Annotated in this window: 12 protein-coding genes and 1 riboswitch; all 12 genes read left to right on the top strand. The window is 56.0% G+C overall.

Annotation, left to right across the window (positions count from 1 at the left end; genetic code table 11):
* Window positions 1-67: 67 nt before the first annotated feature.
* The 12 genes from recJ (at window position 68) to B5F80_RS06875 (ending at window position 14,953) form a co-directional block, all read left to right on the top strand.
* Entirely contained in the window at window positions 68-2,047 is a 1,980-nt protein-coding gene (recJ, locus tag B5F80_RS06930; protein WP_087478094.1) for a single-stranded-DNA-specific exonuclease RecJ, read from the top strand.
* A gap of 12 nt (window positions 2,048-2,059) precedes the next feature.
* Window positions 2,060-4,279 carry a bifunctional (p)ppGpp synthetase/guanosine-3',5'-bis(diphosphate) 3'-pyrophosphohydrolase gene (locus B5F80_RS06925; RefSeq protein WP_087478093.1) on the top strand — a complete coding sequence of 740 codons (2,220 nt, stop codon included), beginning with the start codon at window positions 2,060-2,062 and terminating at the stop codon, window positions 4,277-4,279.
* Window positions 4,276-4,725, top strand: a complete 450-nt coding sequence (dtd, locus tag B5F80_RS06920) for a D-aminoacyl-tRNA deacylase (RefSeq protein WP_087478092.1) — start codon at window positions 4,276-4,278, stop codon at window positions 4,723-4,725. The genes B5F80_RS06925 and dtd overlap by 4 nt, the downstream gene beginning before the upstream one ends.
* Before the next feature lie 12 nt (window positions 4,726-4,737).
* The gene (locus B5F80_RS06915; protein WP_087478091.1) at window positions 4,738-5,373 is read left to right on the top strand and encodes an MBL fold metallo-hydrolase; all 636 of its coding nucleotides are present in this window, start codon (window positions 4,738-4,740) and stop codon (window positions 5,371-5,373) included.
* Window positions 5,374-5,376: 3 nt separating this feature from the next.
* Window positions 5,377-6,453, top strand: a complete 1,077-nt coding sequence (locus B5F80_RS06910) for an AI-2E family transporter (RefSeq protein ID WP_087478090.1) — start codon at window positions 5,377-5,379, stop codon at window positions 6,451-6,453.
* A gap of 22 nt (window positions 6,454-6,475) precedes the next feature.
* Window positions 6,476-6,946 (top strand): transcriptional repressor, encoded by a 471-nt coding sequence (locus tag B5F80_RS06905; RefSeq protein ID WP_087478117.1) that lies wholly within the window; start codon window positions 6,476-6,478, stop codon window positions 6,944-6,946.
* Window positions 6,939-8,402, top strand: coding sequence for a coproporphyrinogen dehydrogenase HemZ (gene hemZ / locus B5F80_RS06900; protein WP_087478089.1), 1,464 nt, complete (start codon window positions 6,939-6,941; stop codon window positions 8,400-8,402). The genes B5F80_RS06905 and hemZ overlap by 8 nt, the downstream gene beginning before the upstream one ends.
* Window positions 8,402-9,667: a histidine--tRNA ligase gene (hisS, locus tag B5F80_RS06895; protein ID WP_087478088.1), complete on the top strand. Its 1,266-nt coding sequence runs from the start codon at window positions 8,402-8,404 to the stop codon at window positions 9,665-9,667. The genes hemZ and hisS overlap by 1 nt, the downstream gene beginning before the upstream one ends.
* 7 nt (window positions 9,668-9,674) lie before the next feature.
* Window positions 9,675-11,468, top strand: coding sequence for an aspartate--tRNA ligase (gene aspS / locus B5F80_RS06890; RefSeq protein ID WP_087478087.1), 1,794 nt, complete (start codon window positions 9,675-9,677; stop codon window positions 11,466-11,468).
* 72 nt (window positions 11,469-11,540) lie between these two features.
* The gene (locus B5F80_RS06885) at window positions 11,541-12,356 is read left to right on the top strand and encodes a hypothetical protein (protein WP_087478086.1); all 816 of its coding nucleotides are present in this window, start codon (window positions 11,541-11,543) and stop codon (window positions 12,354-12,356) included.
* A 166-nt stretch (window positions 12,357-12,522) separates the two neighbouring features.
* Window positions 12,523-12,602: riboswitch (ZMP/ZTP riboswitch) on the top strand.
* Between the two features lie 49 nt (window positions 12,603-12,651).
* A complete protein-coding gene (locus B5F80_RS06880; RefSeq protein ID WP_087478085.1) occupies window positions 12,652-14,331 on the top strand; it encodes a formate--tetrahydrofolate ligase in 1,680 nt (559 codons plus the stop codon).
* Window positions 14,300-14,953, top strand: coding sequence for a cyclodeaminase/cyclohydrolase family protein (locus B5F80_RS06875; RefSeq protein WP_239386319.1), 654 nt, complete (start codon window positions 14,300-14,302; stop codon window positions 14,951-14,953). The genes B5F80_RS06880 and B5F80_RS06875 overlap by 32 nt, the downstream gene beginning before the upstream one ends.
* Window positions 14,954-14,961: the final 8 nt, after the last annotated feature.

Below are 14,961 nucleotides of genomic sequence, written 5' to 3'. Positions count from 1 at the left end.
ATATAACGTGGTAGAATAAGAATATGATTATTGATAGTGATTATTTATGAGAATGCGTTGTGATGTCATGAAAAAAAGATGGCGCGTCATTCCGGCAGACGAAGGCTGCGCGCGCTCATTGTCTGAACAACTCCATATATCACCTATACTGGCGCAGCTTCTGGTACATAGAGGTATCACCTCGGCAGAATGTGGGCGCCATTTTCTCTATGATTCGCTGGAACAGAGCTGCGACCCTTTTTTGATGAAAGGGATGGAAAAGGCAGTGCAGCGCATCTGCCGGGCCATAGAAGGGAAAGAGAAGATTATCATTTACGGGGATTATGACGTAGACGGCATTACGGCTACGTCGCTTCTGTATTGGGTCTTGTCGGATTTGGGCGCCGAGCCCTCTTTTTATATACCGGAACGGCAGAGCGAAGGGTACGGCCTCAACCGGGATGCCGTACAGCATTTGAAGGACGAGCATACGAATGTGCTGATTACGGTGGACTGCGGTATTTCCTCCTACGATATTGTCGATTCCTTCCGCGGCGACATGGATATCATCGTGACGGATCACCACGAGCCGCCGGCAGACATACCGCCGGCCTACGCCGTGCTGAATCCCAAGCAGGAAGGCTGCGCCTATCCGTTTAAGGAGCTGGCCGGCGCCGGCGTGGCTTACAAGCTGTGCCAGGCCTTGTGGCTCCGCCTGTGCGGCGAGGCCCTGGCCGGGTATACGGAAATCGCCGCCTTAGGGACTATCGCCGATTTAGTTCCCTTGACGGGGGAAAACCGCATCATCGTTCGCGACGGACTGCAGCGGATGAAAGAAGGCTATAATACGGGCCTTCAGGCGCTGCTGGCCGTATCGGGCCTGACGCCAGATTCGATCAGCGCCGGCCGCATCGCCTTTACGGCGGCGCCGCGCCTCAACGCTGCCGGCCGCATCAGCCACGCCGAAAAGGGCGTGCGCCTTTTGCTGGAAACGGATCAAGAAAAGGCCGGGCGTATTGCTGAAGAGCTGAACGAGCTGAACAAGGAACGGCAGGATATAGAGCACGACATCGCCCGCCAGGCAGTGCAGCAGATTGAATCGGAGAAGAGAAGGGACGACGGCGTGCTTGTCGCCTACGGGCAGGACTGGCATGCCGGCGTTATCGGCATCGCGGCGTCGCGGCTGGTAGAAGAGTATTACCGGCCGTCGCTGGTCATCAGCGTTCACGACGGCGTCGGCAAGGGCTCGTGCCGGAGCATTGCCGGCTTTAATATGTACGAAGCGCTACAGTATGCCGACGACCTGCTGATTCAATACGGCGGCCATCCCATGGCGGCTGGATTTTCCATACAGGCCGACCGCATCGAGGAGTTCCGCCGGCGCTTGATAGACTATGCGGCGGCCCATATGAAGGAAGAAGATTATATCCCGCAGCTGGCTGTGGACGGAGAACTGCGGCCCGACGATATTACCCTGTCTCTGGTCGACGAGCTGAGCCAGCTGGAGCCCTACGGCATGGGCAACAGTCGTCCCGTCTTTTCCCTGCAGGGCTGTACGGTCGACGAAGCCCGGCCTATCGGCAGGGATAAAAAGCACCTGCGGCTGGTCCTGCGCAGCGGCAAACATACGCGGATATCCGGCGTGGGATGGTCTATGGCGGAGGCCTGCGACGAAATCATGGAAGGCGACTGCATCGACGTGGCCTTTCAGCTGGAGCGCAACGAGTTCAACGGCGTGGCGTCGCCGCAGCTCGTCGTGCAGGACCTGCGCGGCCCCGATATTCCCGTCCATTTAGACCGGGCCGTCATGATAGATATATATTTGGCCTTGAAAAAATGCATTCCCGAATGGGGGATGCCCGTATGGCAGGTGCAGCAGCGCGCCTTGGCGGCTGAAGGCGACCGGTATGAAGCCCATGCCATTTACGCGGCCATCCTCGTGCTGAAGGAAATAGGCGTTTTAAAAATACGAAGCGACGTAGACGGCCCGTCTTATTATTTTCCCGTCCTCTCCGGGAAAATGTGCCTGCATATGTCGCCGACATATCAGAAATACAGTAAGACCTAAGGGGGAATTTGTATGGAACATAAAGATGCAGCAACGGCCTTTACCGAGCCGGATAAAGCGTTTCAACATTTAATCGATACGATTCACAGCTATCTTCCCGATGCCGGCTGCGACGACGTAAAAAAGGCCTATGCCTTAGCTTCCGAAGCCCATAAGGAACAGCACCGGGCCAGCGGCGAGCCCTATATCCTCCATCCGCTGGCTGTGGCCCAGATTTTGGCGGATATGAAAATCGACACGCGGACCATTACGGCGTCTCTTCTGCACGATGTTGTCGAAGATACGGACTATACGCTGGACGATTTGAAAAATCTCTTCGGCAAGGAAGTGGCCTTCCTCGTCGACGGCGTCACGAAGTTGAGCCGTCTCAATTACCGGACCAAGGAAGACCAGCAGCTCAACAGCATGCGCAAGATGTTTCTGGCCATGGCCAAGGACGTGCGGGTCGTCGTCATCAAGCTGGCCGACCGCCTGCACAACATGCGGACCCTGCGGTACATGCGCAGCGACAAGCAAAAGCGCATCGCCCAGGAAACGCTGGAAATCTTCGCGCCCCTGGCTCATCGCCTCGGTATTTTCAATATCAAGTGGGAATTGGAAGACTTGTCCTTCCGCTATTTGGAACCCGATAAATACTACGACCTGGTAGATCAGATGAAGCAGAAGCGGCACGTCCGCGAGGAAATCATCAACGAAGCCATCGACGTACTGCGCAAAGCCCTGGAGGACGCCCATATCCAATGCGAGATCAACGGCCGGCCGAAACATTTTTACAGCATTTATAAAAAGATGAAAAAAGATAACCGCGATCTCAGCCAGGTATACGACTTGTTCGCCATCCGGGTCATCGTCGATTCCGTTCAGGACTGCTACGGTGTCCTGGGCATCGTCCACAGCTTGTGGAAGCCCCTGCCGTACCGCTTCAAGGACTACATCGCCATGCCGAAGCCGAACAACTACCAGTCCCTGCATACGACGGTCATCGGCACGAGAGGGCAGCCCGTAGAAATCCAGATTCGGACCTGGGAAATGCATCACATCGCCGAATACGGCGTCGCGGCCCATTGGCGGTATAAGGAAGGCAACGCCAACGCCGGCAAGAACGAATTCGACGAAAAGATGGGCTGGCTCCGCAACCTCCTCGAATGGCAGGATACGAGCAATCCCCAGGAATTCGTCAACGCCCTCAAGCTCGACGCCTTCTCCGACGAAGTCTTCGTCTTTACGCCGCGGGGCGACGTCATCGACCTGCCCCAGGGGGCTATTCCCATCGACTTTGCCTACCGCATCCATACGGACGTCGGCCATCGCTGCGTCGGCGCCAAGGTAAACGGCAAGATCGTGCCGCTGGATTACGCGCTGAAAAACGGCGATATCGTAGAAATCATCACGTCTAAGGTCGGGAAGCCCAGCCTGGACTGGCTGAAAATCGTCGGCAGCTCCGAAAGCCGCTCGAAAATCCGCAACTGGTTCAAGAAGGAAAATAGAGAAGACAATATCCTGAAAGGCGCCGAAGCATTGGAACGGGAATGCAAGCGCTTAGGCCACGACTGGAAGGCCATCAATACGGCCGGCCGCCTGGCCCGGGTTGCTAAGCAGATGAACGCCGGCTCGGAAGACGACCTCGTCGCCGCCGTAGGCTACGGCGGATTCGCCGTCAATACGGTCCTCATCAAGCTGCTGGAGCTGCATAAGAAGGAACTGCAGAAGCAGGAAGAAAAGAGCAGCCTGTCCATGATAGAAAAGCTCAAGCCGAAGAAGCCCGTCAAATCCAACGGCACGGGCGTGCTGGTCAAGGGCGAGCCAGGCCTTCTAGTACGGCTGGCCAAGTGCTGCAGCCCTGTGCCGGGCGACCCGATCATCGGCTTTATTACGCGGGGCCGCGGCGTTTCAGTCCATCGGGCCGACTGTCCTAATATCAGCAACAACCAGAACGACATCGACCGCCTCATCGACGTGGAATGGGAATACGGCAGCAATGAAAACTTTGAAGTCAGCATGGAAATCGTCGCCTACGACCGCACGGGCATCATGGCGGAAATCATGGCGGCCCTGGCGGAAATGAAGATTTCCGTCCTGTCTGTCAACGCGAAAGTCAACGACACAAAGAGCGTTACGATTCATATGAGCATCAGCATCAAGGATTTGGCTCAGTTTGAATTCGTCACGACGAAAATCCGGCGCTTGAAGGACGTATACCTCGTACAGCGCTATACAGGAGGACAGCAATGAGAGCAGTAGTGCAGAGAACGCTGACGTCGTCCGTGACGTCGGAAGGCGTGGAAACGGGCCGCGCAGGATTGGGCCTGACGGTCCTGCTGGGCGTGGTCCAGGACGACGACGAAAAGGACGCGCTGTACATGGCGGAAAAGATCGCCAACCTGCGTATTTTTGAAGACGACAAGGGAAAGATGAACCGGTCCCTCGTCGATATCGGCGGCGACATGCTCGTCGTGTCGCAATTCACCTTGTGCGGCGACGCCCGCCATGGCCGCCGGCCCAGCTTTACCGAAGCGGCGCCGCCGGAACTGGCCGAAGCGCTGTATGAGAAGTTCGTCTCCGCCGTGAGCGCTATGGGCATCCGCACGGCTACGGGCCGGTTTCGGACGGAAATGGTCGTTTCGCTGGAAAACCACGGCCCGGTTACGATCCTCGTAGACAGCAAAAAATTATTTTAGGAGGACACTGATATGAGCATGAAATATATGACAATGATGTTGGGGCCCGTTATGACAAACTGCTACATCGTATATGACAGCGAGACGAAAGACGCGATGGTCGTCGATCCGGCCTGGGATTACGACAAGATTAACCAGGCTTTGGAGGATCACCAGCTCCATTTAAAATTTATATTTCAGACCCACGGCCATGCCGACCACATCGGGGCGCTGCAGGAACTGCGGAACCGTAAGAACGTCCCCGTGTACATCGGCGAAGGCGATAAGGATTTGATCAGCAATTCCAGAAACAACCTGTCCCTGTTTATGGGCCATCCCATCGAATGCACGTCGCCCGATTACATTGCCCATGAAGGCGATACGATTACCTTGGGCAACCTGTCCTTTACGGTCATTGAAACGCCGGGCCACACGCCGGGCGGCCTGTGCCTGTACGGCGAAGGCGTCGTCTTTTCCGGAGACACCTTGTTCCGCTATTCCGTAGGCCGTACGGATTTATACGGCGGCTCGTCCCGCACGCTCATCAGCAGCATCAACGACAAGCTCATGGGCCTGCCTGACGATACGGTCGTCCTGCCGGGACACGGGCCGGAATCGACTATAGGGGAAGAACGGCGGGGAAACCCCTTCCTATACGGAGGCTGGTAAGCCATGTCTATGTACAAGGAATCCCAGTTCTGGCTGCGCGTCACCCTGACGGCTCTCGCCGGCGCGCTGTTCCTGCTGGTCCATTCCATCTACTGGCCCGTCGTCATATCGCTGATCCTGACGTTCATCCTGATGCCGATGCGAAATCTGTTTATGCGCCTGTGCTACAAGCTGACGAATCGGCGTCTGCCCGCGGACATAGCCATACTCCTTTCGTTTTTTACGTTTATCCTGGTCATGACCGGCCTGACGAACGTCATACTCAAGCCGCTGCTGTATCAGCTGAATTTATTGGCGGCCAACTTCAACAACCTGGTGGCCCAGACGGCGGCGCTGGTCAACCAGCTGGAAAACGAACAGACGCAGTTTTACATTCCCGAGCAGATCAAGGTCATCATCAACGACGCCTTCGTTAAGGTCGGCAATTACGGCGTAGAAGGCGTGACCAATCTCATCCGTTCCGTCTTCGTCATAGCCGGCACGGTCGTGGAATTTTTCGTCGTCCCCTTCATTACGTTTTACTTCATGAAGGACGGCGGCCGCATGGTACGGTCCTTTGTCAATATTTATCCGGAGCACTACCGGCCTCAGCTGGCGGTGGTGTTTGATGAAATACACACGGTGCTGAGCCGCTACATACGCGGCCAGCTGCTCATGAGCTGCATTATCGCCACGCTGACCTTTCTCGGCATGTGGGCTATGGGCGTTCCCTATCCCATGGTCATCGGCCTGATTGCAGCCATTACAGAATGGGTTCCTATCGTCGGACCTATCGTGGGAGCCATACCGGCTATCCTGCTGGGAGCGACTGTCGACCTGACCTTGTCGGTCAAGGTCCTCGTATTTTACGTCATCATCCAGCAGATAGACAGTCACCTCATCATGCCGCAGGTCATGGGGGCGGTTATCAGCCTCCATCCCGTCGTCATCGTCATCGCGCTGCTCATCGGCGGCACCCTGTTCGGCGTGGCCGGCATGATACTGACCGTACCCGTAACGGCGGTCCTGCAGATTTTGTGCAAGCATTTGTGGTTTTACAATACGTATAAAGAAAAGGCGATGAATACATATGGAAACTAACAACACCAGTAAAGAAGAAATCATGAATATCATGATGAAGCGCATGAAAGACAAGATAAAAGATAAGAAATGCAAGATGACGTCGCAGCGGCAGGTCATCCTGCGGGCCTTCGTCGAAAGCGATATCCGCCACATGAACGCCGAAGAAGTCTTTGAAATCGTAAAGAAGATGTCTCCGGACATCGGCCTGGCTACGGTATATCGGACGCTCGACTTGTTCACGGAAATGGATCTTCTGAAAAAGCTCGATTTTGACGACGGATGCAGCCGCTACGAATTGAACGACCGCGACAACGAAGGTCATTTCCATCATCACCTGATCTGCATGGGCTGCGGCAAGGTGTGGGAATGCCAGGACGACCTGCTGGAAACGCTGGAGTCTATTTTACAGAAGCGCCTCCATTTCCATACGGTAGATCATCAGCTCAAGGTATACGGCTATTGTGAAGAATGTGAAAAGAAACGGGAGGCTGAACAAGGCGAACATGAATAATACGCCGGACCTTCAGACCTACAGCTACAGCGGCCCCGAACGATATCATTCCCTCGTCGGCCAGGTCATGGCCTCCCTGGGCTATGTCGGCGGCCGCGAATGCCGCACTATAGGCGCAGCGGTCGTCCTGGAAGAACGGGACGGCCGTCTCCGTTTGTCCTGCGCCTTCGGCGGCGACGGCACCTGGCGGTCGGAAGCCTGGCTGTCCCGGCCGGGAGCCGAGCGGGCCGATATCAAGGACTGCCTCCTCCATTGGCACGAACAGTTCAGCGGCAAGCCCAAGAGCCAGTGGGGAACTCTCATCGGCGTGCGGCCTACCAAATTAGTCCATCGCCTGTTTGACGAAGAGATGGATGAGGAAGCAGCCCGTCGTCATCTGTGCAGCCGGTATGAGGTGGCGGAAGACACGGCGAAGTTTCTCGTCCAGATAGCGGCGGTGCAGCGGCCCTATGTGACGGGCGGCAAGAAGGATATTTCCGTATATGTCGGCATTCCCTACTGTCCCAGCCATTGCGTGTACTGTTCCTTTCCTTCGCGTCTTATCGGAGAAGAGAACGATGGCGCACTTCAGGATTTTGCCGACGCCATCGTCGCCGATATAGAAGATATGGGCCGTTTGTGCCGGCAGTACGGCCTGCGCATCCGCTCGGCTTACGTAGGCGGCGGCACGCCGACGTGCCTGCCCCTGCCAATACTGCGGCGGCTGATGATGGCCATGAGCTCCGTCTTTGCCGGCGCGGAAGAGTGGACTGTCGAAGCGGGGCGGCCCGATACGGCATCGGAAGACGTATTGGCCTTGCTGCGCTGCAGCGGCGTGACACGTATCAGCGTCAATCCCCAGACGATGCAGCAGCGCCTTCTCGACGCCATCGGACGGCGGCATACGACGGAAGATATATACGACATGTACGAGCGATGCAGACAAATGGCCTTTCCCGTCGTCAATATGGACTTTATCGCCGGCCTTCCCGGCCAAACCGTAGAGGATATGCGGGAAAATATGGAAATTGTTTGCCAACTGCACCCAGAAAATGTTACAATTCATACGTTAGCATTAAAAAAACGGGCGCCTTTATTTCATCACCCCCTGCGGGAGGACATCCCTTCTGCCGAGGAAGTGGGCGCTATGCTGGACGTGTGCTGGCAAACGCTGCAGGAAGGCGGCTACGGACCGTATTATATGTATCGGCAGACCTACATGGCCGCCAGCTTCGCCAACGTCGGCTACGCCTTGCCGGGAGCCATCAGCCCCTACAACATCGAAATGATGGAAGAACGGGGAACCGTCCTGGCCGCCGGGCCGGGGGGAGCGACGAAATTTGTCCGCAGCGACGGCCACAGTCTGGAAAAGCTGTACATGCCTAAGGACATAGACAGATACATAGAGGCTCTGCCGGAAAATATGAGGCAGCGCCGCCGTTTGTGTGCTATCATATATGGAGGAGAGGATTTGTAATGGCAATTACCGCACCCAGAGGTACGCAGGATTTCTTGCCGGAACAAACGGCAGACTGGCAGATTTTAGAGCAGAAAATCCGTCAGATCTGTTCGCTTTACGGGTTCGGCGAAATTCGTACCCCTTTGTTTGAAAGTACCGAATTGTTTTTGCGCGGCATCGGCGAGACGACCGACGTCGTTACGAAAGAAATGTACACCTTCAATGACCGCGGCGGCCGCAGCATGACCTTGCGCCCTGAAAATACGGCATCCGTCGTCCGCGCGTATTTGGAGCATAAATTATACGGCGACCCGAAGGTTCATAAGTTCTATTACATGGGGCCCATGTTCCGTCACGACCGTCCCCAGGCTGGACGGTACCGCCAGTTTAATCAGTTCGGCGTTGAAGAAATCGGCTCGAAGGACCCGGCCGTCGATGCGGAAATCATCGCGATGGCCTTTCAGCTGTTCCGCGAATTGGGACTGAACGATTTAGTCCTTCATCTCAATTCCGTCGGCTGCCCGAAATGCCGTCCCATTTACCGGCAGAAGCTCCTCGATTTCTTCGCCGACAAAAAAGATCAGCTCTGCGACGACTGCAAGGCCCGTCTGGAAAAAAATCCCCTGCGCGTCCTCGACTGCAAGGAAGAAGGCTGCAAGCAGGCCGCTGTCGGCGTTCCCGAATTGACGGACAACCTTTGCGACGACTGCAAGGAGCACTTTGCCAAGGTTCAGGAATACCTGACGAAGATCGGCATTCCTTACGAATTGGATCCGCGCCTCGTCCGCGGCTTGGATTATTATACGAATACGGCCTTTGAAATCATGTACGCTCCCTTAGGGGCTCAGAGCACGGTCTGCGGCGGCGGCCGCTATGACGGCCTCATCGAAGAAGTGGGCGGTCCGGCGACGCCGGGCATCGGCTTTGCCATCGGCATGGAACGGCTGCTCCTGACCTTGAAGGAACAAGGCCTGCTGCCGCCGGTGGAAAAGAAGCGACCCGTATTCATCGTAGCCCTCGGCGACGCGGCTAAGACGGAAGCCTTCAGCCTCCAGCAGCAGCTTCGTGCCAAGGGCATGTATGCTGAAATCGACACGATGGGCCGCAGCATGAAGGGGCAGATGAAGTCAGCCAACCGCCTGGAAGCCGATTATACAGTCATTATCGGCGAAGAAGAGCTGGCCGCCGGCCAGGCTCAGGTTCGCGATATGGCTACGAAAGAGCAAGTCAGCGTTCCGATCGACGGAATTGTTGCATATATGGAAACACATAAGAAGGGATGATTCATTCATGGATACAATGGAAGGTTTGCACCGCTCGCAATATTGCGCTGAAGTCAGCGAAGCGGACAATGGCAAAGAAGTAATTCTGTGCGGCTGGGTGGAACGCCGCCGCGACCACGGCGGATTGATTTTCATCGATCTCCGCGACCGTACGGGCATTGTACAGGTCGTAGCCTCGCCGGATTACGAAGAAGTTTCCTTTAAAAAGGCCGAACAGGTCCGTACGGAATACGTTCTGGCTGTCCGCGGCGTCGTGCGCATGCGCGATAAGGATACGGTAAACCCGAAGATGAAGACCGGCACGATTGAAATCCGTTGCGAAGAGCTGCGTATTCTCAACTCGTCCAAGACGCCGCCGTTCTACATTGAAGATAACATCGACGTCGATGAAAAGATCCGCTTGAAATACCGGTATCTCGACCTGCGCCGTCCGGAAATGCAGAACAACCTCATCATGCGCCATAAAGTAAAACACGCTATGCGCACGTTCCTGAACGAACACGGCTTTATCGATATCGAAACGCCGGAGCTGTGCAAGAGCACGCCTGAAGGCGCCCGCGACTACCTCGTACCGAGCCGCGTCAACGAAGGTAAGTTCTATGCATTGCCCCAGTCTCCGCAGATTTTCAAACAGCTGCTCATGATTTCCGGCATGGACCGCTACTATCAGATCGCCCGCTGCTTCCGCGATGAAGACCTGCGCGCCGACCGCCAGCCTGAATTCACTCAGCTGGACATGGAAATGTCCTTTATGGATCAGGAAGAAATCTTGACGCTCGTCGAAGAAATGGTTCACTATATCTTCAAGGAAACGCTGGGCCACGACGTAGAACTGCCGATTCACCGCATGACCTGGGACTACGCCATGGAAAACTACGGCTCTGATAAGCCGGACCTGCGCTTCGACATGAAGTTTACCGACATTACGGACCTCGTCCGCGATACGGAATTCAAAGTGTTCCGCTCCGTTGTCGACAACGGCGGCCAGGTCAAGGCCATCAACGTCAAGGGCGACGCCGGCATTCCGCGCCGCGAACTGGACAACCTCGTCGAATACGTATCCCGCTACGGCGCCAAGGGCCTGGCATGGATCTGCTTCATGGAAGACGGCACGCTGAAATCGCAGGTTAAGAAATTCCTCGGCGAAGATACGCTCAAAGCTATCGGCGAAAAGTGCGGCAGCGAAACGGGCGACTTGGTTCTCATGATTGCCGACAAACCGGCCGTCGTCGCGGCAGCTCTCGGCGAACTGCGTAAGGAAATGGCCCGCCGCATGAACATGATCGACGAAAGCAAATTCGCCTTCACCTGGGTCGTTGATTTCCCTATGTTCGAATACAGCGAAGAAGAAAAACGCTACGTCGCCATGCATCATCCGTTCACGGCTATCCGCGACGAAGACCTGGATAAATTGGAAACAGACCCGGCTCACGTCTATGCTAAGGCATACGACCTCGTTCTCAACGGCGTCGAACTGGGTGGCGGCTCCCTCCGTATTTACCAGCCTGATTTGCAGCAGCGCGTATTTAAGGCTATCGGCCTTACGCCGGAAGAAGCAGAACAGAAATTCGGCTTCCTGCTCCGAGCCTTCGAATACGGTGCTCCCCCTCACGGAGGCTTGGCCTTCGGCCTGGACCGCATGATCATGCTCATGCTCAAACGCAAGTCCATCCGCGACGTCATCGCCTTCCCGAAGACGCAGAACGCTATCGACCCCATGAGCGAAGCGCCGTCGGAAGTTACGAAAAAACAACTTCACGAACTTCACATTCAGGTAGAAGAAGAACTCGTCAAGAAATAAAAGTCGCATTACAGAAAAAGGTATCGGCATGGCCGGTACCTTTTTTATCAGATAGAAAGGAAGTTGAGCAACGTGAAACTGCAATATGTAAAAGCAGACCCCAGCGGTAATACGACCTTATTTGTGCTGAGCGATGTCGCGCCGGAACAGCGTAGCTTCTTGGCAGCAAAGCTCCTGAAAGATAAGGGCGTCGACGCCGAGCAGGTCGCGTATTTATCCATGACGGAAGGCCAGCCGCTGCGCGTCGACATGATGGGCGGCGAATTCTGCGGCAACGCGTCCCGCTCCGCTGCGGCCTATGCCTTGCAGCTGGCCGGTGGAGATAGGGGCGAATATGCCGTGTCCTGTTCGGGATGCGACGGCGTTCTGCAGGCTCAGGCGAAAAAACGGCCTGACGGCTCCTACGACGCCTATATCGAGATGCCCCTGCCCCTGTCCGTTGAAGCAGTTCTCCTGGACGTAGGAGGCATGCCGAGCCGCTTTTTCCGCGTCGAGCTGCCGGGCATCGTTCATTTCGTCCACTTTGCCTCTGAAGCGGAAATGGAATACAAGGACATGTTTTGGACGGCCTTGCAGGACTATGCGTCGGACGAACAGCTGGACGCGTTCGGCCTCGTCCTCTTTGACCCGGCCCATCTGCATATGGTCCCCGCCGTATACGTGACGGCGACGGATACGCTGTACTGGGAACAGAGCTGCGGCTCAGGCTCGGCGGCTGTAGCGGCGGCCCTGGCCTGCGTAGGCAAAAAGAACGTGTCCTGCACGATTCAGCAGCCTGGCGGCGCGATTGCCATCGCCGCGGCCGTAGAAGGAGAAGACAAGGAGCTGCGCAGCATTTTTATCGGCGGCCCCGTATCCTTTGGCGAGGTACAGGAAATCGACATGTAATCATACTGCGTATGGCATGTAAGCCGGTTCTCTGTGAACCGGCTTCTTTTCGTACTAGCCGACATGCGCCAGGTGATATCCCTTTTTTGATTTTTGTGGAGCCGGGCTGTATCCGGGAAGGGGCAAATGTCATTGACAGTATACGGAGAATTCTTGTATAATAAGTCCATAATCATGTGACTGACGGAAGTGGAATCAACCACGGGGAGCATGATTGACGCGAAGCCGACCGTCTGGGCAACATTTCCAGAAGTGTCGGTATTTTTTTATGCTACGAACAGGAGTGACGCAAATCATGGCACAGGTATTAAGCGATATTGAAATTGCACAGCAGACCACGCTGGAACCGATCGTAAAGATTGCGGAAAAAGTCGGATTAACTGACGATGATTTGGAATTATACGGTAAATATAAGGCAAAGATTTCCTTTGACGCTATCAAGCGCCTTTCGAAAAACGAAGACGGCAAGCTCGTCCTCGTCACGGCTATTACGCCGACGCCGGCCGGCGAAGGCAAGACGCTGACGACGATCGGCCTCGCCCAGGCGCTGAACTACATGGGGCATAAGGCCGTCGTCGCCCTGCGCGAACCGTCCCTTGGCCCCGTATTCGGCATTAAGGGCGGCGCTGCCGGCGGCGGCTACTCGCAGGTACTGCCGATGGAAGATATTAATCTCCATTTTACAGGCGACATGCACGCTATTACGGCGGCCAACAATCTTCTGGCCGCTGCCATCGACAACCACGTTCATCAGGGCAACGCCCTGCGCATCGACGTGCGCCGCGTCATCTGGAAGCGCGTCATGGACATGAACGACCGGGCCCTGCGCAACATCGTCGTCGGCATGGGCGGCAAGGTCTGCGGATTCCCGCGGGAAGACCACTTCATGATTACCGTTGCCTCGGAAATCATGGCGGCCCTGTGCCTGGCCAGCGACCTCATGGACTTGAAGAAGCGCATGGGTGACATCACCGTAGCTTATGACTTGGACGGCAACCTCGTGACGGCCCGCCAGCTCGGCGTCGAAGGCGCAATGGCTATCCTCATGAAGGACGCCATCAAGCCGAACCTCGTCCAGACGATCGAGCACACGCCGGCCCTCGTACACGGCGGCCCCTTCGCCAACATCGCGCATGGCTGCAACTCTGTCGTCGCTACGAAGCTGGCCCTCAAGATGGGCGAGATCGCCGTTACGGAAGCCGGTTTCGGCGCAGACCTCGGCGCGGAAAAATTCATGGACATTAAGTGCCGTTTCGCCGGCATCAAACCGAACGCCGTCGTCGTCGTCGCAACAGTCCGGGCTCTTAAAATGCACGGCGGCGTAGACAAGAAGAACTTGCAGGAAGAAAATATCGAAGCCTTGAAGAAGGGCTTTGCCAATTTGGCTAAGCACGTGGAAAATATGCGTACCTACGACGTTCCCGTCGTCGTCGGCATCAATAAATTTGCTACCGATACGGATGCGGAAATCGCGACGCTCCGCCAGCTCTGCGCCGATTACGGCGTCGACGCAGCCCTCAATAACTGCTGGGCCGAAGGCGGCAAGGGCGGCGTAGAATTGGGAGAAAAGGTACTGCAGCTCATCGCCCAGCCGCAGACGCCGTACAAGCCGCTGTACGACGTAAACGACACCATCGCCCAGAAGATGGAAACGATCGTCAAAAAGATTTACGGCGGCGCAGGCGTCGTCTTTGAAAGCAAAGCGCAGAAACAGGTTGCCGAGCTAGAAAAATTCGGCCTCGACAAGATGCCTCTCTGCGTAGCGAAAACGCAGTATTCCTTGTCCGATGACCCGGCTCTCCTCGGTGCACCGAAGGACTTCACCGTTACTGTCAAGGACGTGCGCGTCTGCACCGGCGCAGGCTTTATCGTCTGCCAGACCGGCGACATTATGACGATGCCGGGCTTGCCGAAGGTTCCCGCTGCTAATAGAATGGATATCGATGAAAATGGCGTTATCACAGGATTGTTCTAAGCCCGATTTCAGCCGCTTCCAGTCCATGCCCCTCGACGCCCTGCTGGAAGCGACGGCCTCTAAGGAGCCCGTTCCCGGCGGCGGCGGCATCGCGGCCATGACGGCAGCTTCGGCGGCGGCCCTCGTCGAGATGGTGGCAAACCTGACCCTCGGCAAAAAAGGGTATGAAGACGTGGCCAAGCTGATGGAGTCCATCAAGATGCAGGCCCGAGACCTGCGCATACGCTATCTGGCCGGCATTGCCGAGGACGCGGCGGCCTTTGACGGCGTAATCCGGGCCGTGCGGCTGCCTAAGGATACGCCCAATCGGAAAGACATCGTGCAGCAGGCCTTCAAGGAAGCGGCGGAAATCCCCTTTTCTCTGGGAAAGGATATTTTCGTCCTCGTGCAGCTGGCGGAGCAGACCGTGCGCTACGGCAATAAGTGGGTTATTACGGACGGAGCCATTGCGGCCATGAACGCCCGCTCTGCCATGCGGTCGGCTTTTTACAGCGTCCGCGTCAATTTACAGTCTATTACAGACGAGCAGTACGTGCGGGATATGACCGAGGCCATTCAGCGCATCGAACGCGAAGCGGCCCTGCTGGAACAGCGCGTAGAACGGGAATACGAAAGAAGATAAATATATGA

It is taken from the genome of Megasphaera sp. An286 (genome assembly GCF_002163455.1).
In the GTDB taxonomy this organism is placed as follows: Bacteria; Bacillota; Negativicutes; order Veillonellales; family Megasphaeraceae; genus Megasphaera; species Megasphaera stantonii.
This window is presented reverse-complemented; position numbering and strand designations above follow the sequence as displayed.

What these genes read in the sequence shown, in the direction of transcription:
- B5F80_RS06880 (WP_087478085.1), top strand. Translation starts at nt 12,652, where the DNA reads ATGGCACAGGTATTAAGCGATATTGAAATTGCACAGCAGACCACGCTG.
- recJ (WP_087478094.1), top strand. Translation starts at nt 68, where the DNA reads ATGAAAAAAAGATGGCGCGTCATTCCGGCAGACGAAGGCTGCGCGCGC.
- B5F80_RS06875 (WP_239386319.1), top strand. Translation starts at nt 14,300, where the DNA reads ATGAAAATGGCGTTATCACAGGATTGTTCTAAGCCCGATTTCAGCCGC.
- B5F80_RS06910 (WP_087478090.1), top strand. Translation starts at nt 5,377, where the DNA reads ATGTCTATGTACAAGGAATCCCAGTTCTGGCTGCGCGTCACCCTGACG.
- dtd (WP_087478092.1), top strand. Translation starts at nt 4,276, where the DNA reads ATGAGAGCAGTAGTGCAGAGAACGCTGACGTCGTCCGTGACGTCGGAA.
- B5F80_RS06925 (WP_087478093.1), top strand. Translation starts at nt 2,060, where the DNA reads ATGGAACATAAAGATGCAGCAACGGCCTTTACCGAGCCGGATAAAGCG.
- hisS (WP_087478088.1), top strand. Translation starts at nt 8,402, where the DNA reads ATGGCAATTACCGCACCCAGAGGTACGCAGGATTTCTTGCCGGAACAA.
- aspS (WP_087478087.1), top strand. Translation starts at nt 9,675, where the DNA reads ATGGATACAATGGAAGGTTTGCACCGCTCGCAATATTGCGCTGAAGTC.
- B5F80_RS06905 (WP_087478117.1), top strand. Translation starts at nt 6,476, where the DNA reads ATGAATATCATGATGAAGCGCATGAAAGACAAGATAAAAGATAAGAAA.
- hemZ (WP_087478089.1), top strand. Translation starts at nt 6,939, where the DNA reads ATGAATAATACGCCGGACCTTCAGACCTACAGCTACAGCGGCCCCGAA.
- B5F80_RS06915 (WP_087478091.1), top strand. Translation starts at nt 4,738, where the DNA reads ATGAGCATGAAATATATGACAATGATGTTGGGGCCCGTTATGACAAAC.